This window comes from uncultured Halomonas sp. (assembly GCF_947501415.1).
Classification (GTDB): Bacteria; Pseudomonadota; Gammaproteobacteria; order Pseudomonadales; family Halomonadaceae; genus Halomonas.
In genome coordinates, this window is the sequence record NZ_CANMVL010000002.1 from 19,215 (window position 1) to 41,006 (window position 21,792).

Annotated in this window: 19 protein-coding genes and 4 pseudogenes; 8 read left to right on the forward strand and 15 right to left on the reverse strand. The window is 55.7% G+C overall.

Going from position 1 to position 21,792, the window contains the following annotated elements; translation table 11 throughout:
- Window positions 1–65: 65 nt before the first annotated feature.
- From Q0894_RS00875 to Q0894_RS00885, 3 genes and pseudogenes are all read left to right on the forward strand, one after another.
- Window positions 66–1,322 (forward strand): ISL3 family transposase, encoded by a 1,257-nt coding sequence (locus Q0894_RS00875; protein ID WP_299230647.1) that lies wholly within the window; start codon window positions 66–68, stop codon window positions 1,320–1,322.
- An 85-nt stretch (window positions 1,323–1,407) separates the two neighbouring features.
- Entirely contained in the window at window positions 1,408–1,584 is a 177-nt protein-coding gene (locus Q0894_RS00880) for a DUF1153 domain-containing protein (RefSeq protein WP_299230649.1), read from the forward strand.
- Between the two features lie 56 nt (window positions 1,585–1,640).
- Window positions 1,641–1,862: pseudogene (locus Q0894_RS00885) on the forward strand (IS630 family transposase); the annotation flags it as partial.
- Between the two features lie 80 nt (window positions 1,863–1,942).
- Here the strand turns inward: Q0894_RS00885 and Q0894_RS00890 are convergent.
- The 8 genes and pseudogenes from Q0894_RS00890 to Q0894_RS00925 form a co-directional block, all read right to left on the reverse strand.
- The gene (locus tag Q0894_RS00890) at window positions 1,943–2,800 is read right to left on the reverse strand and encodes a glycosyltransferase family 2 protein (RefSeq protein WP_299230651.1); all 858 of its coding nucleotides are present in this window, start codon (window positions 2,798–2,800) and stop codon (window positions 1,943–1,945) included.
- A 1-nt stretch (window position 2,801) separates the two neighbouring features.
- A complete protein-coding gene (locus Q0894_RS00895) occupies window positions 2,802–3,923 on the reverse strand; it encodes a polysaccharide pyruvyl transferase family protein (RefSeq protein WP_299230653.1) in 1,122 nt (373 codons plus the stop codon).
- A 631-nt stretch (window positions 3,924–4,554) separates the two neighbouring features.
- A pseudogene (locus tag Q0894_RS00900) lies at window positions 4,555–4,998 on the reverse strand (integrase core domain-containing protein); the annotation flags it as partial.
- Between the two features lie 29 nt (window positions 4,999–5,027).
- Window positions 5,028–6,107, reverse strand: coding sequence for an IS110 family transposase (locus tag Q0894_RS00905; RefSeq protein WP_299230655.1), 1,080 nt, complete (start codon window positions 6,105–6,107; stop codon window positions 5,028–5,030).
- A 160-nt stretch (window positions 6,108–6,267) separates the two neighbouring features.
- On the reverse strand, window positions 6,268–7,029 hold the full coding sequence (locus tag Q0894_RS00910) for a DDE-type integrase/transposase/recombinase (protein ID WP_299230657.1): 762 nt from the start codon (window positions 7,027–7,029) through the stop codon (window positions 6,268–6,270).
- On the reverse strand, window positions 7,026–7,517 hold the full coding sequence (locus Q0894_RS00915) for a transposase (protein ID WP_213115374.1): 492 nt from the start codon (window positions 7,515–7,517) through the stop codon (window positions 7,026–7,028). The genes Q0894_RS00910 and Q0894_RS00915 overlap by 4 nt, the downstream gene beginning before the upstream one ends.
- A gap of 26 nt (window positions 7,518–7,543) precedes the next feature.
- Complete coding sequence (locus Q0894_RS00920; protein WP_299230666.1) at window positions 7,544–8,524, reverse strand: ISAs1 family transposase; 981 nt, start codon at window positions 8,522–8,524, stop codon at window positions 7,544–7,546.
- A 32-nt stretch (window positions 8,525–8,556) separates the two neighbouring features.
- A complete protein-coding gene (locus Q0894_RS00925; RefSeq protein ID WP_299230668.1) occupies window positions 8,557–8,709 on the reverse strand; it encodes a hypothetical protein in 153 nt (50 codons plus the stop codon).
- A 70-nt stretch (window positions 8,710–8,779) separates the two neighbouring features.
- Here Q0894_RS00925 and Q0894_RS00930 point away from each other — a divergent pair, with 70 nt between their 5' ends.
- Both Q0894_RS00930 and Q0894_RS00935 read left to right on the forward strand, forming a co-directional pair.
- A complete protein-coding gene (locus Q0894_RS00930; RefSeq protein WP_299230679.1) occupies window positions 8,780–9,070 on the forward strand; it encodes an integrase core domain-containing protein in 291 nt (96 codons plus the stop codon).
- Window positions 9,071–9,084: 14 nt separating this feature from the next.
- A pseudogene (locus tag Q0894_RS00935) lies at window positions 9,085–9,321 on the forward strand (IS3 family transposase); the annotation flags it as partial.
- Window positions 9,322–9,475: 154 nt separating this feature from the next.
- Here Q0894_RS00935 and Q0894_RS00940 read toward each other — a convergent pair.
- On the reverse strand, window positions 9,476–10,906 hold the full coding sequence (locus Q0894_RS00940) for a lipopolysaccharide biosynthesis protein (RefSeq protein WP_299230681.1): 1,431 nt from the start codon (window positions 10,904–10,906) through the stop codon (window positions 9,476–9,478).
- A gap of 217 nt (window positions 10,907–11,123) precedes the next feature.
- Between Q0894_RS00940 and Q0894_RS00945 the strand changes: the two are divergent.
- Window positions 11,124–11,348 (forward strand): annotated as a pseudogene (locus Q0894_RS00945) (helix-turn-helix domain-containing protein); the annotation flags it as partial.
- A 135-nt stretch (window positions 11,349–11,483) separates the two neighbouring features.
- Here Q0894_RS00945 and Q0894_RS00950 read toward each other — a convergent pair.
- From Q0894_RS00950 to Q0894_RS00975, 6 genes are all read right to left on the reverse strand, one after another.
- A complete protein-coding gene (locus Q0894_RS00950) occupies window positions 11,484–12,602 on the reverse strand; it encodes an ISAs1 family transposase (protein WP_299230683.1) in 1,119 nt (372 codons plus the stop codon).
- 240 nt (window positions 12,603–12,842) lie between these two features.
- Window positions 12,843–13,865: an NAD-dependent epimerase gene (locus tag Q0894_RS00955; protein ID WP_299230684.1), complete on the reverse strand. Its 1,023-nt coding sequence runs from the start codon at window positions 13,863–13,865 to the stop codon at window positions 12,843–12,845.
- A 51-nt stretch (window positions 13,866–13,916) separates the two neighbouring features.
- Window positions 13,917–15,524: an exopolysaccharide biosynthesis polyprenyl glycosylphosphotransferase gene (locus Q0894_RS00960; protein WP_299230686.1), complete on the reverse strand. Its 1,608-nt coding sequence runs from the start codon at window positions 15,522–15,524 to the stop codon at window positions 13,917–13,919.
- Between the two features lie 188 nt (window positions 15,525–15,712).
- Window positions 15,713–17,938: a polysaccharide biosynthesis tyrosine autokinase gene (locus Q0894_RS00965; protein WP_299230688.1), complete on the reverse strand. Its 2,226-nt coding sequence runs from the start codon at window positions 17,936–17,938 to the stop codon at window positions 15,713–15,715.
- A gap of 68 nt (window positions 17,939–18,006) precedes the next feature.
- Window positions 18,007–18,444 carry a low molecular weight protein-tyrosine-phosphatase gene (locus Q0894_RS00970; RefSeq protein WP_299230690.1) on the reverse strand — a complete coding sequence of 146 codons (438 nt, stop codon included), beginning with the start codon at window positions 18,442–18,444 and terminating at the stop codon, window positions 18,007–18,009.
- 67 nt (window positions 18,445–18,511) lie between these two features.
- On the reverse strand, window positions 18,512–19,627 hold the full coding sequence (locus Q0894_RS00975) for a polysaccharide export protein (protein WP_299230692.1): 1,116 nt from the start codon (window positions 19,625–19,627) through the stop codon (window positions 18,512–18,514).
- Between the two features lie 1,041 nt (window positions 19,628–20,668).
- Between Q0894_RS00975 and Q0894_RS00980 the strand changes: the two genes are divergently transcribed.
- Together Q0894_RS00980 and Q0894_RS00985 are read left to right on the forward strand one after the other, a co-directional pair.
- The gene (locus Q0894_RS00980) at window positions 20,669–20,992 is read left to right on the forward strand and encodes a hypothetical protein (RefSeq protein ID WP_299230694.1); all 324 of its coding nucleotides are present in this window, start codon (window positions 20,669–20,671) and stop codon (window positions 20,990–20,992) included.
- Between the two features lie 64 nt (window positions 20,993–21,056).
- Complete coding sequence (locus Q0894_RS00985; RefSeq protein ID WP_299230696.1) at window positions 21,057–21,692, forward strand: hypothetical protein; 636 nt, start codon at window positions 21,057–21,059, stop codon at window positions 21,690–21,692.
- Window positions 21,693–21,792: the final 100 nt, after the last annotated feature.

Sequence of the window (21,792 nt, forward strand, 5' to 3'; positions counted from 1 at the left end):
CCCTCATGAATAAGCCGGGCTGAGCTGGGCCAGGATATGACCTCCACGACGACAGGAGGTACGACATGGACGGCACCCAGATTCTGACCCTCGGCCTGGGCCTGGAAGCGCCCTGGATTCTCAAGGACCAGCACCTGGATACCTCCGTATCGCCCCACCGTCTGGACCTCTACGTCGAGGCCGAGCGTGGTAGCCTCTACCCCTGCCCTGAGTGCGGCGAGGCCTGTCCGGCTCATGACTTCGCTGACAAGACGTGGCGGCACCTGAACTTCTTCCAGCATCACTGCTACCTGCATGCTCGCGTGCCGCGTACCAAGTGCCCGGAGCATGGCGTCAAGCGTATCGAGGTCCCTTGGGCGAGGCCGGGCAGCGACTTCACCCTGCTGTTCGAGCAGGCGGCCATGTCACTGGTCAAGGAGATGCCGGTGTTGGCCGTCTCCCGACAGCTGGAGATCTCCGACAAGCGGCTGTGGCGCATCGTGCATCACTACGTCGGTCGGATGCTGGGGCAGCTGGATCTGAGCAACGTGGCCACCGTCGGCGTGGACGAAACCGCGTCCCGGCGCGGTCAGCGCTATGTGACGGTGTTCCTTGATATGCAACGCAAGCAGGAGCCGGTGATCTTCGCCGTTCCCGGCCACGGCAAGGATGCCATCGAGGCCTTTAGCGCCTTCCTGGCGGCCCATGGCGGCGATCCGGACAACGTGGTCGAGGTCGTCTGCGACATGTCACAAGCCTTCCTCAGCGGCGTGGCTGAGTACCTTCCCAAGGCCGAGGTCACGGTCGACTGGTTCCATATCGTGCAGACCTTCACCAAGCGACTGGACGAGGTGCGCAAGAAAGAGCGCCGCGAGCAGGAGCACCCCAAGTCGCTGCGCTGGGCCCTGCTGAAGAGCCTGGAAAACGAGAATCTGACACCTAAGCAACTGGCGGCGCTCCAGGAACTGCTCGCCGATCAGAGCGCCACGTCCGATGCCTGGGTGATCAAGGAGAAGCTGCGCTGGATCCAGAAGGCGCCGACGCCACGCGCGGCTCGATGGCGCATCACGAACTACCTCAAGGTCATGAAGGCGGCGGTCTCGGAGAAGCCATTGCTGAAGCCGATGGGAAAAGCCCTGGCGACGTTGGAGCGCCACGCCGATGCGTTGGTCAGGCGTTGGATTTCGGGACTGACGAACGCACGACTGGAAGGCATGAGCGGTCTGTTTCAGGCGGCTCGGTCACGCGCACGGGGTTACCGGAACGAGGCCAACTTCATCGCCATGATCTACCTGATTGGCAGCCCGGTGGGCCGCCTGTTCGATCAGGCCAAATCCACATGAAACGACGAAGAACCAAAAAAAGGTACTCTGTGACGTGCCCCCTTGAGAGCTTTCCAGACTATAGTGCAGCGATCAGGAGGACGCGATGAGCAACGAACCCACCGTCAAACGCTGGACCGCGAAGCGCAAAGCAGCCGTTGACATGGGCATTTTAAAGTGCAAAACCACGGCTGCTGAAGTGCCTCGCCAGTATGAACTCATAGTTTCTGAGAACGAAGGCTGGATCGAGGAAGCTCAGCGCAGCATTGTAATGACCCCCTAGTTTCTGCACACCCTACGCAACTAATGCTGGGTGTGCAGAGAAATTAGGGGGCATTTAAGTCCTTCAGACGGAGGATTATGGTGTGGATGTCGCACCATGTGCACTTTGACTACTTATCTGCTTACTCACCGGAGCAGAACCTGATTGAGATTCTATGACGGTAGATGAAGTATGCATAGCTGCCGTTGAGTGCGTACCTCATGTTTTATCATATCTGCAACGAGGTCAATCGACTACTCAGTGGCTACGGAGTCGACCACACGATTAATTTTGAATAACCACTTATCTAGGGATTCACTTAATATATGACCCCACGTGGTCATTCAACATTGATTGCACAGGCTTTACGACGGGTAGATTATTTATTTTTTATTATTTTATCTATAATTCGAAAAACAGCAAAAGCAACAACATTTTTATAGCTTATCTCTGGGTGCCTTTTTTTTAAAATTAAAAAATTTTTTATTTTATATCTTCGGATATATGCAACCATCCTCTCAAGAACAAGCTTCAATAAGTATTCTCTTTCTTCTTTTGTTTTTGCATTTCTTAAATCGATATGATACGCAACACTAGCTTTTACATTTTTCGCCAACCCTGCTCTGTTCTCCGCATCAATCCTGTAGGTAGCAGTTACCAACTTAGATTTTACAATATGGAAATCACATGCTAGCCGGGCCCAAAGATCTAAATCTTCACCATAATGAATTCTAGAATCGAACATACCAACTTTTTCTAAGCATGACCGATTAATTACAGCATTGCTTGAACAAATGATACTCTCTTTCAAAGCAATATCAAAATAATCTTCTACCTTATAAATGGATTTTTTGTGAGAATGATTAATAATAGGCTTTTCATCTGAGTATTTAAATGTTGTGGTGAAAACTTTTTCATCGGGAAATTTTTTTATCATTTTACTTATTTCTTCAAGATGATATTGCTCCCATACATCATCTGCATCTAAAAAAGCTATCCAATCATATTTAGCTTCTTTGATTCCAATATTGCGAGCAGTGGAAACGCCCTGATTATCTTGGTGTACTATACGTACTCTATCGTCCTCAATACCTTCAACCACACTAACACTATTATCAGTAGAGCCATCATTTACTATTATAACCTCAAACAACTGATAGCTTTGACAAAGAACAGACTGAACAGTCTCATTGATGCTCAATTCTTTATTATACAACGGTATGACAACAGAGAACATTTTAAATATCAACGCCTGTAAAGTTTAGCTCAGCTTTCTTTTTCATTTTTTCTAGGTTTTTTGGTTCGGAGTATATATCTTTATTTTCGATAATGTCTATTATCTTTTTTGCTTTTTCCTTAGGTTCATACTCATTATTGAACAATCTAAGACTTTCATCATGATCAATATCACTTAGGAAATTTGCGCACTTCCTATGATACTCATTGAGCATGAAAGGAGTATTTGAAAAACAAGCGAAGATAGCGGCATGAAGTCGTGTGGAAATCACGAAATCACATTTGGCTATTTGATTCCACATAGTGTATGTATTTTTGGAGTAAGGGATTATTTCAAAACTTTTAGGTGAAACAAGACTAACAGTTTCTCGTGTTAGCTTTTCATCGCCCAAACGTGCCTCCCCATTGATAACAAAAAATTTCATATGAATGTTACTTTGTCGATCTAGCAGTTTGAGCAGCTCCACCATGTTGGCATTTCTTTTATGCTCACTTTTTATGTCATGATTTTTTACAACACTTTCATAAGGGCACACACTTATTCCTATGACTTTTTTATCTCGTTTATCATTATTTTTCAAACCATATATATTGGGTAACAATGCTGCCAAGTCAAAAGAATTGACTACTTTATATGGAAGATTAAGGCTAGATGCATATTTAAAAGATTCTTCATCACGCACAGCTAAAAAATCAATACTCTTCAAATATTCAACAGTGGACAGCTCATCTTCCGCTGTAAAAAAAGGCCCAATTGAAACACCTATTGCACCTAGCTTTATATTACTGTTACTTTCTTTCATTTTTTTAGCTAGGTCTTTTATCTCGTATTTTCTAATTTTTTTATTTAAGGTTGACCCGCCAGCCGAAACAAAATAGTCGGTAAACTGGAGTAACAATCTACTCTGAACACGATACGACTTAGGAATGCTGAGCGGATAACCTCTAACTTTAGTACAAGTCAAAGGGAGCCTATTCTTATTACATAAAAATACATTATTAGATTTTCTCCAATATTTTAACGCTCCCCAAGAAGCAACCTCTATGAATGCATCATCCCCTGTGTTCATACGACCATAATAGCCATGAAACAATATATCTGATCGCAATGGGTTAGCAACCATATTATCCTCTTTTTTAGCAATTCCCACTAGCACTAACAGTGTGGTTCTATGCTCACACGCTGTGAATTCACAACTTTGAACACGGCGGTCTCAAGTTCAGGGAAAACGCATGAAAAAATCTACACCGCGAGAATGTCTGCCAGATAGGTATCATCCAGCGCCGCTTTCTTCTGTTTCCGCCGGATTCCGCCCTTGAAAGACTTCTCCCCTTTCAAGTAATTCAGTGCAATATGCCGGACCCTGGCGTAATGCCAGTCAGTTAAGCAGGGAAAACGCATGAAAAAACGGTTCTTCGTCGTTTCATGTGGATTTGGCCTGATCGAACAGGCGGCCCACCGGGCTGCCAATCAGGTAGATCATGGCGATGAAGTTGGCCTCAGGGAAAACGCATGAAAAAACCTACACCGCGAGAACGTCGGCAAGGTACGTCTCGTCCAGCGCGGCTTTCTTCTGTTTTCGCCGAATTCCACCCTTGAAAGACTTCTCACCTTTCAGGTAATTCAGCGCGATATGCCGGACCCTGGCGAGATTTTCTGCCGTCTGTCCGCGATGGATTTTGCAGGCATCCTCACGGAGAGCGACGTCTAAAGACCAATGGAGCGATGACTGTCAAGCTTGTTGGAACCTGGAATCAGGCGGCTTCTAATCGCTGATCCTTTTGAACCAGCGGGTCTTCCTGGTCGGGGTTCAGCCAGACCGACCGGCGCGGTGTCCAGTTGCGGGTGGCACTGCTCCACCGCCCGGGATGCTGCCGTTTCGCCTCGGCATAGATGGCGTCTCGCCTTGCCAGCACCTCGTTATCCAGGCCGGCATGCCGCTCACCTGGGGTGACGAACCGTATGGCGCTGTGGCGGTGTTCGTGGTTGTACCACTGCACGAAGCGCGTCACCCACTGCTGCGCCGCTAACAGGCTCTCGTAGCCGTCCATCGGGTAGTCGGGCCGGTACTTGCAGGTCCTGAACAGCGACTCCGAGAAGGCGTTGTCATTGGAGACCCGAGGGCGGCTGTACGACGGGGTGATGTTTAACCGCTGCAGCGTCGCCTGAAGCGTCGAGCCTTTCATGGCGGAGCCATTGACGCCCTTCTAAGTGTCAAGTAAAACATTCAAGCAATTTGTGTTTGGCTGATTTCCCGGCCTCGCCTACGCAGGATGTAGTAAACCTCACGCGCAATGTATCGCTTCAGGCAGCGAAGTATTTCCATCTTTGACAGGCCTTCCGTCAACCGGCGCTGTGCATAGTCCTGGGTCTTTGGGTCTACCCTAAGCCTGCCAATTGCGATGATGTGCAAGGCACTATTGGCCGCTCTATCGCCTCCTCTGTTGAGGCGATGGCGCTGCCGCATTCCTGACGATGCGGGGATCGGGCTCACGCCACACAACGCGGAAAAGCTACTCTCCGAGTGGAGGCGTTCTGGGTTGTCTCCGGCAGTAATCAGGAGCTGAGCTGCTGACTCATACCCAACACCTGTACGAGAAATAAGCTCCGGTGCCAGTTCGTCGATGATGGCCGCGATCATCACATCCAGGTCAGCAACCTCGTCACTCAGCTCCAGGTAGCGCCTCGCCAGGGATTTTAATGCAATACGATAAGCCGTCGTCACATCGCGATATCCATCGAGCTCAGGGCGCCAGGCGGTAAGGGTGCGAATGAGCTTCATTCGGGTCATTTTCCGCAGTGGGTCACGAAGAGCGTCGGGCGCTGATACGATCTGCGTCTGTATCATCTGCAATGCCACACGGCGAGCTGCAACCGCCATCTTGCGGCACACCTTGAGAACCCGCAAGGCTTCAACCATACCGTCGCGGGTCTTGGGCGTGACAGTACGGATACCGGCATAGGCCGTATGCGCCGCGTTCTCAGCGTCGATCGTGTCATCCTTGCCTCTCTTATGGCGTGACAACTTATCGGGCTTCGTGACCTCCAGAATGGTAACGCCTGCCTGCTGAAGGTATCGCATCAGTCCGGCGCCATATGTGCCGGTACATTCCACGCCCACTCGATCAATATTGCCGAAGGAGCGTATCCAATTCAGCAGCAACGTGTGGCCGTGCCTTGTCGAAGGAAAGCTGGCACTCCCAAGGACATGGTCTTGTTCATTGACAACAGCCGCCACATGAAAGTCCTTGTGGGTATCAACACCTCCAATGACCACGGCTTCTTCGAAACTTGTCTTCTTATTCATTGTCACGCCCTCACACTATCGGCAATCGTAGCAATGACATTTCACCGTGATCGATAGCATGGACAAGACAGTAACGAGACAGGCAGTCAGGCCCTTCTTGGGTCACAGGCATCGACGAGAGGTGAACCCTCGTCGTCGAAAAATCTGAGGTGCCGACGGGTCAATGGAAGGACATGGGTGTCAGTCTATCGGCGTGTGAGTCAGGCAACCTCAGAGTCTCAACGACACCAGACTTGCAAAGGTTAGCTTGGTTTTTAAGAACCGGTCTAATCCAATTAGATCTGGTATCTGTAGTATTACTATCAGCGTGTAATACCAGTGGCTGGTTGATGCAGCCTTCCCGCAGTACGGCACGCTGGATTACCTCGCTGCTGTTGGCCATGGACTCCTGATCGAAGACCTCGGCATCGACGATCTTGCGGCTGTAGATATCGACGATCATGTACAGGTAGTAGAACTGCCCTCGTACACGGGTTGGCAAGTAGGTCACGTCCCAACTCCAGCAGGCATTGGGGCGTGTCACGCGGTGCCGTTGAGGGTCGCCCTTGGGACGTGGAGCGCGAGCGCGGCCACGGTGGTGCTGCTCACCATGCTCCCGGAGGATGCGATAGTAGCTGGACTCTGACGCCACGTAGCGGCCTTCTTCGTCCAGCAGCCGCGGCACGATCTGCCCGGGCGGCAGGCTGGCGAACTCAGGACGATGACAAATCTCCAGCACCTGCTGACGTTCCTCCGGCGATAGGGCATGGCGCGGGACAGGCCTCACCGCTTGAGGCCGGCGATCCTGATCACCCCGCACCCAGCGGCGATACGTGTTGGTACCGATGCCGAGTTCTGCACACGCGGCTTGCAGGCGGGCTCCTTCGGCGCGGGCCTCATCGATCAGCTGTATGGCGTCCTGGCGATCTGAAGTGCTGATCATTCGTCCTCGTCCCCCCAGATCGCTCGGGCCTTTTTTCGCAATGTCAGTAGTGCAGCGGTTTCCGCCAGCGCGGCCTCCTTGCGGCGGAGCTCGCGCTTGAGTTCCTTGTTCTCCTGGCGCTCCGCCTTGCGTGCCTCACTCTGCTGCTTAGTGGCGGCATCACTTCGGTCGTTAGCGCCTTCACAGCTCGCACGCCAGCGCTGGACCTGCTCGGGATAGAGGCCACGCTGCCGGCAGTATTCAGCACGCTCAGCCTCGCTGAGGGCCGCTGTCTCCAGAACGGCGTGGAACTTGTCCTGCGAGCTCCAGCCTTCGGGATCATCGCTCTGGTCAGGTAGCAAACGGCCTGCTTGCCGAGCCTTCTTGCGCCAGTTGTACAGTGTCGCAGCGGAGATGCCTTCTTCCTGGGCCACTTCTGCCACCGTGCGGTTGTGCGGTGGGAGCAGCTTCTTGAGGATGGCTTCCCGGCGCTCGTCGGAGTACTTCATCGGAACCTCATCACGCCCCATATGGTTCAGAGTCTAACAGCCGCTGATACTCCAACTAGCGTGACAGTGGGGGGGAGCTTATTCTCGACATACCAATGCTGGCGGGCCGCCTCGGCGAGCTTTTTAGCGCTGAGATCGGCTGAGCTGATGTAGTAGCGGATCATCGGCTCCTCAGGGGCTTCATCACCCTCTTGGCGGAAGCTCATCACCACTCCCACCGTTTTTAAGCCTGGCCATTCATAGCTAAGCTCCTGAAATTCCTCGGAAAGCTCACTCACAATGTGATAGCGCGTCTCTTGCCGGCCTCGGTTCTTCTCATCTGTGACATAGGCATCCCCCTCAAAATTCGCCACCTTAGCTATGGGGAACGCTCTTTCGAAGGCGTCAGCCAAGGCCGGCTGATTTCCCTTCACTGACAACAGATAATCAGCACCCTTCTGTAGGACCTGAGTGGCGATCTTTTTCTGGCAACCCATGGCATCGATCGTTACCAGGCAGCCTTGCAGATTGAGCAGCCTTAGGAGCTCAGGAATCGCCGTAATCTCGTTGGATTTTTGTGCCGTCTTGACCTGCCCCAGCACAACGCCATTGGCCGCGCTGAAGGCACTGACCATGTGGATGGCACCCTTGTTCTTGCCACGGCAATACGAGCCGCGCAACGTCTTGCCATCGATGGCCACCACTGCGCCCTCACTCACGTCATGGCAGGCCTTCATCCACTCGGCGAACGCACATTGCAGCTGCTCGGCATTGACCAGAGCCATCACCCTGGCCAAGGTGTCGTGGCTTGGGACGCCAGCTTCAAAATCGCCGTACTGTCGCAGAAAATCGAGCTTCGCATGGCCAAAATCCTCTATCTCGTCCCAACCTTCAGCACCACAGATCACCGCACAGACGGTCAGGAACAAGATGTCTGACAACTGATGCTGCACTTTCCACGCCTGGCGGAAGTCGGGAACAATCGATAAATGGTGCATAAGAGACGGTGTCAGCATCGGATCATCCATGAGCAAAAGCTGCTAGATGACCACATAAGCTCCTACTGGTAAAGCGCTACGAAGCCCGTCGTAGAGCGGTTTTTCATGCATTTTCCCTGACCATCGGGCCAGCAAACAAGTACATCGTGGTAACGCTTGGCAATATCGATCGCGACATACACGGTGTCTGGCATAAGCTGAGTGGAGGCAGCCATCGTCGGTCTCCTTGTGATGATGTGGGTCACACAAGGATCTCTTTGGCCACGATGGCTGCCGCTAACCAGAATGTTCCGTAGGTACTACGGCTTGGTCTTCAGTAGCCGGCACTACACGGGCACGGTGAAGGCCTATGGGCTGACGCAGGAGTTCACGACGCCGTATACACCAGAACAGAACGGGCTCGTCGAGCGCTTCTTCCGCTCCTTAAAGGAAGAGTGCATCTGGCAACATCGGTTCGAATCGTTGGGCCAGGCCCGAGCGGTGATCGGCCGCTGGATCCGGTACTACAACGAAGTGCGGCCACATCAGTCGTTGGGCTATATGGCACCCCGAGCACACCCGGCATTAGCCGCGTAGGGTGTGAAAAAATCAGGGGGTCATTACAGTGCAGCATGAGCGCCAAGGGCAACTGCTACGACAAGGCCTGCGCCGGGAGCTTCTTTCACAGCCTCAAGGTCGAAGCCATTCACGGCGAGCGATTCGTAACCCAGGAACCCATGCCTCGCTAAGTGGTCGAGTACATTGAGTTGGATTACAACCGGCAGCGCCGGCACAGTGCTATCAGGATGATCAGCCCGGAGACCTTCGAAGCTCGAATGGTCGCTTAGATCGGTGTCCACCAATGCTGGGTAAGATCAAGATGGCGATAGCAGTGCTTTATGACAACACCGTACCTAATGAGCCATGTGTTGCGTTTGGCCTTAGTGGCTGCCATTTGATTGAATTTGTTGAACGTTTTTTTATTAATAGTATTAAGAAAGCTTATTTTCTTAAGCTCCAGACAATTCTTTTCAAGTCTTTATCGAAAAAAACACTAAGGCTTGCGCACAGCATTAAAGTTAGCATTCCAAACACTATAATCAACAAAAAATCAGGATAATTAAAACTTCCTAGCGCACCTTTAATAGAGTATATAAATAAATAAACTGCAAGACCAACCACCACAACAACCTGCATGTCTTTCAGTTGCGCCCATAGTGGATAATTAATTATACTTCCACTAACACTCGAGTTTATTATATATGAAGAAAAAGAGAAAAGAACTAAGGAGACAACTATGCCCATTACACCATAAGCCAGACCAGCCGCTAAAAAACAGACCCCTAAAGCTTTTTTAACAACTTCAATAATGAGTAGCAGATCGCTTCGTCCTTTTACTTTCAATATATTCAAGTTATATACACTAACAGGGCGTATAATGGATGCCGTTGCTAATATTTGAAGATAAGGAGCGGCAGGCAACCATTTTTCACCTAATAAAAAACGAATCAACTCTTCGGCTAGCAGTATCAACACTAACATGACAGGGAAAGTGACAGATATTACCAGTTTCATGGTTTTTTTGTATGCGCTTTTTAGGGAAGCATCGCTATTTATATTAGAAAAGTATGGGTAAGTAACCTTTCCCAGCACAGCACTAAGCTGCTGCACAGGAAACAATCGCAACATTTCGGCTTGATGAAAGTACCCCACCTGAACAGGAGAGTAAAATTTTCCGATCACAATTCGATAGACGTCGTTGAATATGGTATCGATAAGACTAGCCAAGGTTAACTTGTAACCGAACCGAAAGTGGTGTTTGAATTTTTCTTTATCGAAAACCAACGACGGCTTCCAGGGAATGAAAAGCCAGTTCTGGACAGTAAACACCAATGCTTGCGCGAGATTAAGCCACACTAGGCTCCATACTTCATACCCTGTGTAGGCCATGCTTACACCAACACCCCCCCCAATAATCGCCGATGGGATTTGCAGCTGCATTTGGAGCTTGAAGTTCATTTCCTTTGTAAGTTTTGCAACATGCACAGCAACGAATGAACGGATAACAAAGCTTAATGCTAGCACACGGACTATGTCGGTTAGAACGGCCTGTTTGTAAAAGGCTGCGATATAAGGCGCAGCTATGAAGACCAATCCATAAACAGAACAACTTACAATCAAGTTGGTTACGAACACAGTGGAATAATCTTTTTGCTCTGGCGTTTTGGTGCGGATGAGAGAGCTGGTCATACCACTGTCCATCAGCGTCGCCCCGATAGATACGAAAACGATGACCATAGCAATCAAACCGAACATTTCGGGTGTCAGCAGCCTTGCTAGAATTACTTGTACACCGAAGTTAATTATCTGTACGCTAAGTTGCTGTACAAAACTCCATTTCACTCCGGTGATAGCTTGTCGCTTGAGACTCACTGAAATTAGTTCTCTTTGATTTCTGTCACTTGCAGATGGATAGTCACTGAACCCGCCTCACTCATAGGAGCGCTGATCGATCCATGCCTGGATTCATAGAATAACCGCAGCCCTTTGGACCGTACGTGTAGGGTCCCGGATGATCAAATGAGCTATAGGAGTTATCCTTTGCTGGCAGCCAGAGAGCTTCTACAGCAATTCATCCGGGAGCAGGTTCATGGACATCAAGCTGCATAAGCAAGCGACCACGACACCGAAAATCCGTGCCGAGATCCAGGCAGCACCCTCCAGCATCACGGATAGCGAGTTGGCCCGTCAGTATGGCGTATCCGACTCGACCATACGCCGCTGGCGATACCGCGACGATGTCCATGACCGGCCGCATACACGCCACAACCTACTGGCCACGCTCACTACCGAGCAGGAAGACGTGCTGATCGCCCAGGGAAAACGCATGAAAAAACGGTTCTTCGTCGTTTCATGTGGATTTGGCCTGGTCGAACAGGCGGCCCACCGGGCTGCCAATCAGGTAGATCATGGCGATGAAGTTGGCCTCAGGGAAAACGCATGAAAAAACCTACACCGCGAGAATGTCTGCCAGATAGGTATCATCCAGCGCCGCTTTCTTCTGTTTTTGCCGAACTCCGCCCTTGAAAGACTTCTCCCCTTTCAAGTAATTCAGTGCAATATGCCGGACCCTGGCGAGGTTTTCTGCCGCCTGTCCGCGATGGATTTTGCAGGCATCCTCACGAAGCGCCACGTCCAAGGACCAGTGAAGTTTTGCCTCAATGTGCCAGTGCTGCCGGGCCGCTTCGGCGAGCTTTTTAGCGCTGAGATCAGCTGAGCTGATGTAGTAGCGGATCATCGGCTCCTCAGGGGCTTCATCACCCTCTTGGCGGAAGCTCATCACCACTCCCACCGTTTTTAGGCCTGGCCATTCATAGCTAAGCTCCTGAAATTCCTCGGAAAGCTCACTCACGATGTGATAGCGCGTCTCTTGCCGGCCTCGGTTCTTCTCATCTGTGACATAGGCATCCCCCTCAAAATTCGCCACCTTAGCTATGGGGAACGCTCTTTCGAAGGCGTCAGCCAAGGCCGGCTGATTTCCCTTCACTGACAACAGATAATCAGCACCCTTCTGTAGGACCTGAGTGGCGATCTTTTTCTGGCAACCCATGGCATCGATCGTTACCAGGCAGCCTTGCAGATTGAGCAGCTTTAGGAGCTCAGGAATCGCCGTAATCTCGTTGGATTTTTGTGCCGTCTTGACCTGCCCCAGCACAACGCCATTGGCCGCGCTGAAGGCACTGACCATGTGGATGGCACCCTTGTTCTTGCCACGGCAATACGAGCCGCGCAACGTCTTGCCATCGATGGCCACCACTGCGCCCTCACTCACGTCATGGCAGGCCTTCATCCACTCGGCGAACGCACATTGCAGCTGCTCGGCATTGACCAGAGCCATCACCCTGGCCAAGGTGTCGTGGCTTGGGGCACCAGCTTCAAAATCGCCGTACTGGCGAAGAAAATCGAGCTTCGCGTGGCCAAAATCTTCGATTTCGTCCCATCCTTCTGCACCACAGATCACCGCACAGACGGTCAAAAAGAGGATGTCGGATAGCTGATGTTGCACTTTCCACGCCTGGCGGAAGTCAGTATCGATCGATAAATGGTGCATTAGCGACGGTGTCAGCATTGGATCATCCATGCGCAAAAGCCGCTAGATGACCACATTAGCCCTACTGGTAAAGCGCTACAAAGCCCATCGTAGCGCCGTTTTTCATGCGTTTTCCATGGCCAAGACGGTAGGCAGCTTGGGTCAGACCCCCGGCCATCCCTGGCCGGTGTCTGACCCGGCGCGAAATAGCCATTGCGGTCGCCGCAGCAAGCTGAGCTTTTACAGTTCGGATTGTTGACGTTTAGCGATAAGGAGTGTTTAAACCTTGTAGTAGTCTCGGTACCAGGCAACAAAGTTGGCGACACCCTGCTTTACGGGGGTAGCGGGCTTGTAGCCTACGGCACGCTCGAGTTCGCTTGAATCGGCGTAGGTATCGGGTACATCACCGGGCTGCAACGGCAGCAGCTCCTTGATGGCCGGCTTGCCCAGCGCCTCTTCGATGGCCTCGATATAGGCGGAGAGCTTTACCGGGTCGTTGTTGCCGATATTGAAGATCCGGTAGGGGGCGTTGCTGGTGGCCGGGTCGGGGCTGTCGCTGCTCCACTCGGGGTTGGGGGCGGCGATATCGTCGCTTGCGCGAATCACCCCTTCGACGATGTCATCCACATAGGTGAAGTCCCGGGTGTGGTTGCCGTGGTTGAACACCGGGATTGGCTCGCCGGCGAGCGTCTTCCTGGTGAACAGGAATAGCGCCATATCGGGCCGGCCCCATGGGCCGTAAACGGTGAAGAAGCGCAGCCCGGTGGTGGGAAGCTGGAAAAGATGGCTGTAGCTATGGGCCATCAGTTCGTTGGCCTTCTTGGTGGCGGCGTAGAACTGCAGCGGGTGGTTGACCCCTTCATGCTCGGAAAACGGCATGCTGGTGTTGGCGCCATATACGCTGCTGGTGCTGGCGTAGGTAAGGTGCTCCACCTTGTGATGCCGGCATGCCTCGAGGATATTGGTAAACGCCACCAGATTGCTCTGCACATAAGCGTGGGGGTTCTCCAGGGAGTAACGCACGCCGGCCTGGGCAGCCAGGTGGATAACCCGATCGGGCTTGTGGGCCTTGAAGGCCTCATCCACCGCTTGAGTATCGGCCAGGTCCTTACGGATAAAGGTGTAGTCGGCACCGGTGCGCGAGGCGGTGGCGTCCAGCTCCGCCAGGCGAGCCTCCTTGATGGCGGGGTCGTAGTAGTCGTTGACCACATCGAAGCCGACCACGCTGTCGCCGCGCTCTAGGAGGCGTTTGGCGGTGTGGAAGCCGATAAAACCGGCGTTGCCTGTCACAAGAATCTTCATGAGTGCCTTTTGTCTATCCGGGATCAATATTTTGGGGTCAATACTCTTGCTTCATCGTGAACCAAAGCCGGTAAAGATGGTGCGTAGGGTGCGGATCACGATCAGCACATCGAGCCAGAACGAGAAGTGCTTTATGTAGTAGAAATCGTACTCCAGCTTGCGGTTCATGCCATCGACCTCCGCCGCGTAGCCCTGCTCCACCTGGGCCCAGCCGGAGATTCCCGGGCGCACCACATGGCGATAGTGAAAGAAGGGAACATCGTCGCGGTACCAGGTCGAGAGATCCATCGACTCCGGGCGTGGGCCAATCAGGCTCATGTCGCCCTTGAGCACATTGAATACCTGAGGCAACTCATCGATGCGGTACTTGCGAATCACCCGCCCTACCCGGGTAATACGCGGGTCGTGGCCATCCTGGGTGAAGCCGTCACCTTTGCGATCGATATACATGCTACGAAACTTGAAGACGGTAAAAGGCCGGAAGTGAAGTCCCATGCGCGGCTGTGTGAAGAACACCGGCCCCGGGGTCTCCAGGCGAATGGCCACGGCGGTTACCGCCATGATCGGCAGCAGTAGCGGCAGCAGCAGCAGCACCCCCACCACATCGAGAAATCGCTTGAGGATCTCGTAGCCCTCGTCGGGCTGCAGGTTGCCCATGCGATTATCCTGCAACGAGACTCGCCCGGTCAGCGTTTCAAAGGTGCTGCTGGCGTGGTAGACCGGAATGCGATGCAGGGTGCAGTCGGAGAGAAAGCGCTGCCAGGGCTCCGAAAGGCCGCAACGCAGGTCGGCCACCACGCCATCAACATGCAGGCCCTCCAGGCTGGGAGACTCCAGCACGTGCCACTCCGCCGTGGTGTGCTGGCTAAGTTCACGGGCTCGACCGTGGGGCACCACGGCGTAATGCAGCCGTCGGTGCGGTTCCGTCAACAGGTAGGCCGCGCTGAGGACGATCGCCGCTACCACATAGCTGAAGAGCAAGTGCCAACCATCATGGGGAACAGCCAGCAGCTCCAGCCCACCCCATAACACGCCGTAGCAGACGCTCAATGCCGGAATGACCAGCTGATGAGCACGGGTGCCGGGCAACTGCGAGAGGTGTTGCACGGCCATGAGAGGCACCAAGCAGGCGGCGATGGCGCCACCCAGCGCCACCCACTGTGCGCTTGTCGCCTGTTGCCAGAAGCCCCAGCCCCAAAGGAGACCAGCGGGCAGCACGACGGCCACCAGCAGCCCCACCAGGCGCTGAACGCGCCAGCTATGCAATAACCGCTGGTGAAGGCTGGCGTGGCGGCGGCGACGATCCATGTCGCTGTCTTCATCGCTGGGCTGAACCTGACGAAAGTGGCGAACCGGTTTGCCAGACTGGCGGGGCCAGCCCCCCTGTGCTGGGCCGGCTTCGTCTAGCCTGGCCTGGCTTGGCTGGTCCCGATCTAGCGTGGCTTCGCTTGCCTGGGCCTGGGCTAGGGTGGCTTCGCTTGCCTGAAGCTGGTCTTGGCCCCGCGCTGCCACCTGGCTAACTCTGGCGTGGTTCACCATGGATGGAGGACCGAAGCTGGAGATCGAGGGAGCGCCTTCCCGAGCCATGTTGATCATGGATTCGGGGGCTTCGCCTACCGCTCGGGGTTGCTGTTCCCCATCCACGAGACTCTTTGCCATGTTCGGCCCCTTGCGCCCTTTGACGTCTGCTGTGACCTCAGGTCACCGAATGTTGTACTCTCCTTCTTATCCTGCCACTTTGTAACAAATTGTTATGCTGCTTTTCCTGGTCACTTTTCTCTATGTGACCCACCCCGCTCGTCGTTCGAACATATGAGCAAGGGTCCCTTCAAGTAGTAGAAAATTACTTACTTGTACGAGTACTGGTAGTACCCATAGCCATAGCTGGCGGCGGCCTTGCGCTCCATGGCGTTGAGGATGGCACCCTTGACGGTGACCCCGCCGGTCTCCAGCCGCTTGCGGGCGATCTGCAGCTCGCGAATGGGGTTGGCCTGGAAGCGGGCCACCATCAGCGTGGTGCCGCTCTGTGCACCGATCAGCACCGCATCGGTCACCGCCAGCACCGGCGGCGTATCGAGGATCACCAGGTCATAGCGACGGCTGGCCTCTTCGAGCAGGTCGGTGAAGGTGGCCGTCATCAACAATTCAGAGGGGTTGGGCGGGGACACACCGCGTGACATATAGTCCAGCCCGTCGATTTCGGTCGAGCGAATCGCTCCATCGATAGTCAGGCGGCCACTCAGTAGCTCCGAGAGCCCGCCTTCGCTCTTTTCATTGAACGAATGATGGACATGGCCCTTGCGCATATCGGCATCGATCACCAGCACCCGCTGACCAGCCTGGGCACAGATGGCCCCGAGGTTGATGGTGACAAAGCTCTTGCCGATGCCGGGGCTGGGCCCGGTGATCACCAGGCGGTTATCGGTGGCCTCGAGCATGGCGAAGTGCAGGCTGGTGCGCAGGCCGCGCATCGCCTCGGTGGCGGTATCCGCCGGGGCACGCTCGGCCAGCACGCCACTGACGATTTCGCGGGAGCCGCTCTTGCGTGAGCCCTTGATGCGGCGAACGAGCTTGCGTTGCTCATCGGAGAGCGGCACGGTGGCATAAACCGGCAGCCCGGCATCCTCGATCTGATCGGGAGATTCCACACCACGATTGAGCAGCCCGCGCACCAGCACGATGCCCACCGCCAGCATGCCGCCGAGCAGGGTGGCCAGCACCACGATCAGCGGGCGCTTGGGTGCGATGGGAAACTCGCCGGCCTGGGCGCTGTCGATGATGCGAACGTTGCCCACGGTACCGGCCCGGGCGATCTGCAGTTCCTGCATCTTGTTGAGCATATTGACGTAGATGGCCTGGGAGACCTCCACATCACGGGTGCGACGCACCACCTCCTGCTGGGAAGCGGGCAGACGCTCGACCCGCTGGTTGAGCTCGGCACGACGCTCCTGAAGCTGGTTCTTTTGGCGCAGCAACGCCTGATAGTTGGGGTGGCTGGTGGTGTAGCGCTGGGCCATCTCCGCTTCCTGGAACTCCAGCTCGCTCAGTCGGCTATCGAGTTCCACGAACTGCTGGATTGCGGCCTGAGCCTCGGAGGTGAGGTCGACGCTATCCTGCTCCACCCGGTACTGGCTAAGCCGCTTCTCGGCCGCGGCAAGATCATCGCGCACCTTGGGTGCCTGCTGCTCGAGGAAATCCAGGCTGCGCTCGGCCTCGGCCGACTGGCGCTCGACGTTCTGGCGCAGGAAGGTCTCGGCAACACTATCGAGGCGCTTGCTGATCTCCTGGCGGTCGGTGCCGGTCAGGGTCAGGCGCAGCATGCCGGTGCTGGCGCTGCGGCCACCGCCCACTTCGCTGACACTGAGGCGCCGCCCTAGATCGCGGATGGCGGCATTGCGCGAGCGCTTGAGCACGGTGAACTCGGCCCCCGGTGCGGCCTGAAGCTCGGCGAGGCGCAGCTGAATCTGACCCTCCTCGAAGCTGGCAAGCTCACCCACGCGCGCCTCACCCAGCTCACGAGGGGCCTCCTTGTCCATCAGAGTCAGGCGATAGCGTCCCTTGTCGAGGGCGGTCACGGTCAGCGGTACGCCGAGCAGCGGGCCGGCGACCTCGAGGCGTCCCAGGGTAAGAAACTCGTTACCCCATACATAGGCGTTGCCCTTGAACAGCTCGGGTCGCTCGATTCCCTTGCGGAGGATGAAATCGCCGACCAGCGGCACGCTATTGGGCCTCACCACGTTATCCAGATCGGTGCGCTCCACTACCTGCCCGAGCACCATGCGCGACTGCAGGATCTGCACCTCGGCGGCGGTGTTGCTCTCAGGTGTGGGCCCCACCGCATCGCCCATGACATTGGCGAGGTCCCCCAGCGGGCTCAGCGACGAGCGCTGCTCCACCTGAACCAGTGCATCACTCTGGTAGACGGGGGTGGCGATCAATGCATAGACCACGCCGCCCACGGTGAACAGCAGGGTGATAAACAGGATCATCCACTTGTGATCCAGCAGCAGCCCGAAGAGCCGACCGAGGTCGATCTCGTCGCTTGGTGGGGTGTTGGGTGTGTTCTCGGTCATGGGAGCCTTGATGAATATACGAGTGAACGGGGAATGCAAGGCGCGGCGCACCGCTGCCCGGGCTGCGGTCAGATTCGCTGGGCCCAGGCGGCGGTGGCGTCGGTAAGCAAACGGTGCACGTGGGCGAAGGCCTCATCACTCTTGCGGTAGGGATCGGGGATATCGCGACCCTTGCCCTGGTCGAGCCAGCGCCCCAGTAGCAGGGTCTTGCCCAACGCCTCCGGCGCCAGCTCGCCCACCGCACGACGCTGGCCTTCGCTCATGACCAGTATCAGATCATGGGCGCTGAGCATCTCGCGCGTGAGCTGGCGGGCACTATGGGCGTTGACATCAAGCCCGTCGGCTTCGGCCAGGCATTGTGCCTGAGACGCCACGCCATGCCCTTCCAGGGCACCCAGCCCGGCAGAGGCGATTTCGCGCTGCGGCAGGTGCCGCGCCAGCATGGCGGCGGCGACCGGGCTGCGGCAGATGTTGCCGGTACATACCACCAGGATGCGCTGAAACATGGTAGCGGCGATATCCTCGTTTGACTTACACCTTGAGTTTAACAGTCACCAATATTCGCTATCCGATTTACAGATCGCGAACATCGCTAGCACTGGAGGCCACATTACCCGGCAACACCAGTGAAGGCAGCAACAGGCTGATCACGCGGTTCCAGCGGGCTACCGGCGCGGTGGTCACGTAGACCACATCCTGGGGCTGCAGCTCGAAGTGGTTGCCCATGCTGAAGGAGACGGCGTTGCTGATATCGAGCTGGAAGACGGTGGCCAACTTGTCTGCCTGCTGCACATCATTGGTGCGGATAACGAAGATGCCGGTCGGCTCGGCGCTCTCCTCATTGACGCCACCGCTTCGCGAGATGGCATCGGTGAGTGACAGCCGCTCGTTGCCGAGTTCAAGGTTACCGGGCCTGCGCACCTGCCCCATCACCGCCACGCCCTGGTTGGCAGCGCTGGGCACATGGAGCACGTCGCCGTCGCGCAGCAGACGGTTCTGGCTGTGGTCACCCTGGCGCGTCAGCGCATACAGCGAGATACGCTCTTCCACCCCATCACGGGTCAGGATCACCTCATGCCAGTTGGCATCGGGCTGGGCGCCGCCGGCCTGGCTTATGGCATCCAGCAGGGTCATGGGCATATTAGTGATCGGCAAGGCACCGGGCTCCTGCACCGACCCGCTGACGTAGACCTTCTTGGCGTTGTAGGAGGCGATACGCACATCGACCTGAGGCTCGGCGAGGTAGCCGGCCAGGCGCCGCGCGAGCTCGTTGCGGATCTCATCCAGGGTACGCCCCGCCACCTTAACTCGACCGATGTAGGGGTAGAAGATGGTGCCATCACGGCGCACCTTGTTACCGGCCTGCTCGGGGCTACGCTCGCTACCGGCGGGAATGGTCAGCTCGGGGTGATCGTAGACGATGATGGTGAGCACATCGCCGGGGCCGACATGATACTGGTAGTTGTCGATCGCCTGACGCAGATCATTCGGCATCGGCGTTACACGACTGACCGTTTGACGATAATTGGCGACCAGCGCCGGGGTAATCGGCTGGATCTCGACCAGGTCATCGATCGGTGCGATTTCGGCGTCGTAATCGATATGCCCACCCGGCGCCAGGGAGCAGCCGGTAAGCAGAACGGTGCCCGACAGGGCCAGGGACTGGGTGAATCGGCGAATTCGGCGCATGCGTAACGACCTCTGCTGTTCGACTGTTGTTCGTCCGTTGCTTGACTGATGGTTCGGTAAATCGTGGTGATGCTGCCACAAGGTTACACCATGTAACCAAATGTGAACAGAAGATGTGGGCTGAGGTTGTGGGCTGAGGTTGTAGGCTTAGCTCGTAGGATGAGCTTGCAGACTGAGTTTGTGATCAGAGGGCATGCGTGACCAGGAACTGCGCCTGAACCCAAGCCACGCTTTAACAAATCCAAACCTAAGGCGGCACGCTGGCCATTGGCCTCACCACCCGCCCTGCCCTTCCGGGCACGCTACCGCCCCGGGGTGACTGGCGCATCCCCGAGGCCGGCATAACATCTCTCAGCAATTTTTAGATTCATCGCAGACTGGCGTGAAACCTGTGGGGAGGAGGGATGCTCCTCTACCCACTGGGGTTTCGCTACCTAATCGCTCACTGCCGATCACTCACTGCCGAACAGCTTCACGCCAGTTCGTGTTGAGCCAATTTTTTGCGCCTGGACAGGTCGCCTAGATCGGCCATGTAATCAAGTGTAACCAAAAAAACACACCATAGACTAGGTCAAGCTATCTGGCTACAAGAAACACTCCCCTCGGGGCACGCTACCGCCTCAGGGTGACATGGCACATCCCCGAGGCCGGCACGATGTCTCGCTGGGTGGCTACACTTCAGGCGTCGACTCGTCACACAGACGAGATCGAGACGAGGCTCCAGCACACCGGAACCGTTGGACGAGGCTCCAAAACACCGGAACCGCTGATAGTTGAACTGCGGCTTTATTCTTGGGAAGGCAGTGCCGTGAAAATCGTCGGGTATGCTACACAAACCTGGCTTGGCGAACCAGCACACCAGCCCAGATGCGACTATTGTCGGCAATCTCTTACATGCATGGGGCGAAGAACGGGGTACGAAGAGCGAGGAGCGAGGGGGCTAGGGGCGGGGAACGGGAGGCACAAGACAAGTCTTGCGGGCTATACTCTAGTGACGCATAACGTTACGATTCGTATCCAAGTTGACCATTGGAGCTCACCATGAAGAAGCAGATTGCATTGATAGCCATCGCCGGCATGCTGACTGCCCCACTTTCTCTGGCTCAGGGGACCGAGTCGGCGGGTGGCAGCGGTGCCGCCTCGGGTGCCAGCGCAGGAGCTGGTGCTGGAGCTGGTGCCGGTGCCGGTGGTTTTGCCGGGTTTGCCTCCGCCACCGGTCTCTCCACGGTAGCACTGACCAGCATCGGTATTGTGGCGGGGCTGGGTATTGCCGTGGCGGCGACCGCCGGTGATGATTCCGGCAGTGGCTCAGGCACGGGTACCACCGGCACCACGGGTACCACTGGCACCACCGGCACCTTCTAGGTCGATGCGCATGATACCAAGCCGCCTTGTTCACTCATTCCGGCCGAGGCTGCGTCTTTTGGGCGTGGCCCTGCTTGCAGGGTTGACCGGCTGTGCCAACGGTGGAGCCTCACCGCTGGGTAGTGCCATCACTTCCTTGCTCCCTGACGAGAGCAGTGCCGCCGAGCGCGCCGAGTCGCTCGAATACGCCACCCTGGTGGTGGATACCGAGGATCGCGCCGGGATGGTGGTGCTGGCGGCCCTGGCCGGCCCGGCCAGCTACTGGCCCACCGGTCATCAGGGCATGCTGGTGCTCTACCATGAGGGTCTGCAGGCTACCGCGGGGCTCTCTCAGGACCTGCTGGATACCCGCTACCTGCCGCTGGATGGCAACTCTCCCCAGGTGGCGGACTTCGTACCCTGGCGCCAGGCATCGCCAGAACCATTCCGCATCGAGCGCCGCTGGCAAGCCGCCGACGGCCTGCCGCGCCAATTGGCCGCCCAGGGCACCCTGAGCTGTGATCAGTCATCCCCGCGTGACCTGTCACTCGGGCCACGCTCGCTGGAGCCCTGCACCATGCAGCTGGCCTGGGAGGATGGCAGCCAGACCCGCACGCGGCTGTGGCGCGATGCCGAGACGCGACGCCTGTGGGCCGGCGACGGCGTGGCATGGCCCGATGGCCCGAGGATTCGCTGGGAGGTTGCCCGTGCCTGGTGGTAACGCCCCCCACACGCCACACCACTGGCTTCTCGCAAGCCCGATGTGCGACCGCGTCGCCATCCTGTTCAGGCTTCAGTGTCGCCACGCCATACACGCTTAG

Bases quoted from the DNA above. Each gene is read 5' to 3' on its own strand.
- Q0894_RS00875 (WP_299230647.1), top strand. From the start codon at position 66: ATGGACGGCACCCAGATTCTGACCCTCGGCCTGGGCCTGGAAGCGCCC.
- Q0894_RS00880 (WP_299230649.1), top strand. From the start codon at position 1,408: ATGAGCAACGAACCCACCGTCAAACGCTGGACCGCGAAGCGCAAAGCA.
- Q0894_RS00890 (WP_299230651.1), bottom strand. From the start codon at position 2,800: ATGTTCTCTGTTGTCATACCGTTGTATAATAAAGAATTGAGCATCAAT.
- Q0894_RS00895 (WP_299230653.1), bottom strand. From the start codon at position 3,923: ATGGTTGCTAACCCATTGCGATCAGATATATTGTTTCATGGCTATTAT.
- Q0894_RS00905 (WP_299230655.1), bottom strand. From the start codon at position 6,107: ATGAATAAGAAGACAAGTTTCGAAGAAGCCGTGGTCATTGGAGGTGTT.
- Q0894_RS00910 (WP_299230657.1), bottom strand. From the start codon at position 7,029: ATGATCAGCACTTCAGATCGCCAGGACGCCATACAGCTGATCGATGAG.
- Q0894_RS00915 (WP_213115374.1), bottom strand. From the start codon at position 7,517: ATGAAGTACTCCGACGAGCGCCGGGAAGCCATCCTCAAGAAGCTGCTC.
- Q0894_RS00920 (WP_299230666.1), bottom strand. From the start codon at position 8,524: ATGGATGATCCGATGCTGACACCGTCTCTTATGCACCATTTATCGATT.
- Q0894_RS00925 (WP_299230668.1), bottom strand. From the start codon at position 8,709: ATGGCTGCCTCCACTCAGCTTATGCCAGACACCGTGTATGTCGCGATC.
- Q0894_RS00930 (WP_299230679.1), top strand. From the start codon at position 8,780: ATGTTCCGTAGGTACTACGGCTTGGTCTTCAGTAGCCGGCACTACACG.
- Q0894_RS00950 (WP_299230683.1), bottom strand. From the start codon at position 12,602: ATGCTGACACCGTCGCTAATGCACCATTTATCGATCGATACTGACTTC.
- Q0894_RS00955 (WP_299230684.1), bottom strand. From the start codon at position 13,865: ATGAAGATTCTTGTGACAGGCAACGCCGGTTTTATCGGCTTCCACACC.
- Q0894_RS00960 (WP_299230686.1), bottom strand. From the start codon at position 15,524: ATGGCAAAGAGTCTCGTGGATGGGGAACAGCAACCCCGAGCGGTAGGC.
- Q0894_RS00965 (WP_299230688.1), bottom strand. From the start codon at position 17,938: ATGACCGAGAACACACCCAACACCCCACCAAGCGACGAGATCGACCTC.
- Q0894_RS00970 (WP_299230690.1), bottom strand. From the start codon at position 18,444: ATGTTTCAGCGCATCCTGGTGGTATGTACCGGCAACATCTGCCGCAGC.
- Q0894_RS00975 (WP_299230692.1), bottom strand. From the start codon at position 19,627: ATGCGCCGAATTCGCCGATTCACCCAGTCCCTGGCCCTGTCGGGCACC.
- Q0894_RS00980 (WP_299230694.1), top strand. From the start codon at position 20,669: ATGAAGAAGCAGATTGCATTGATAGCCATCGCCGGCATGCTGACTGCC.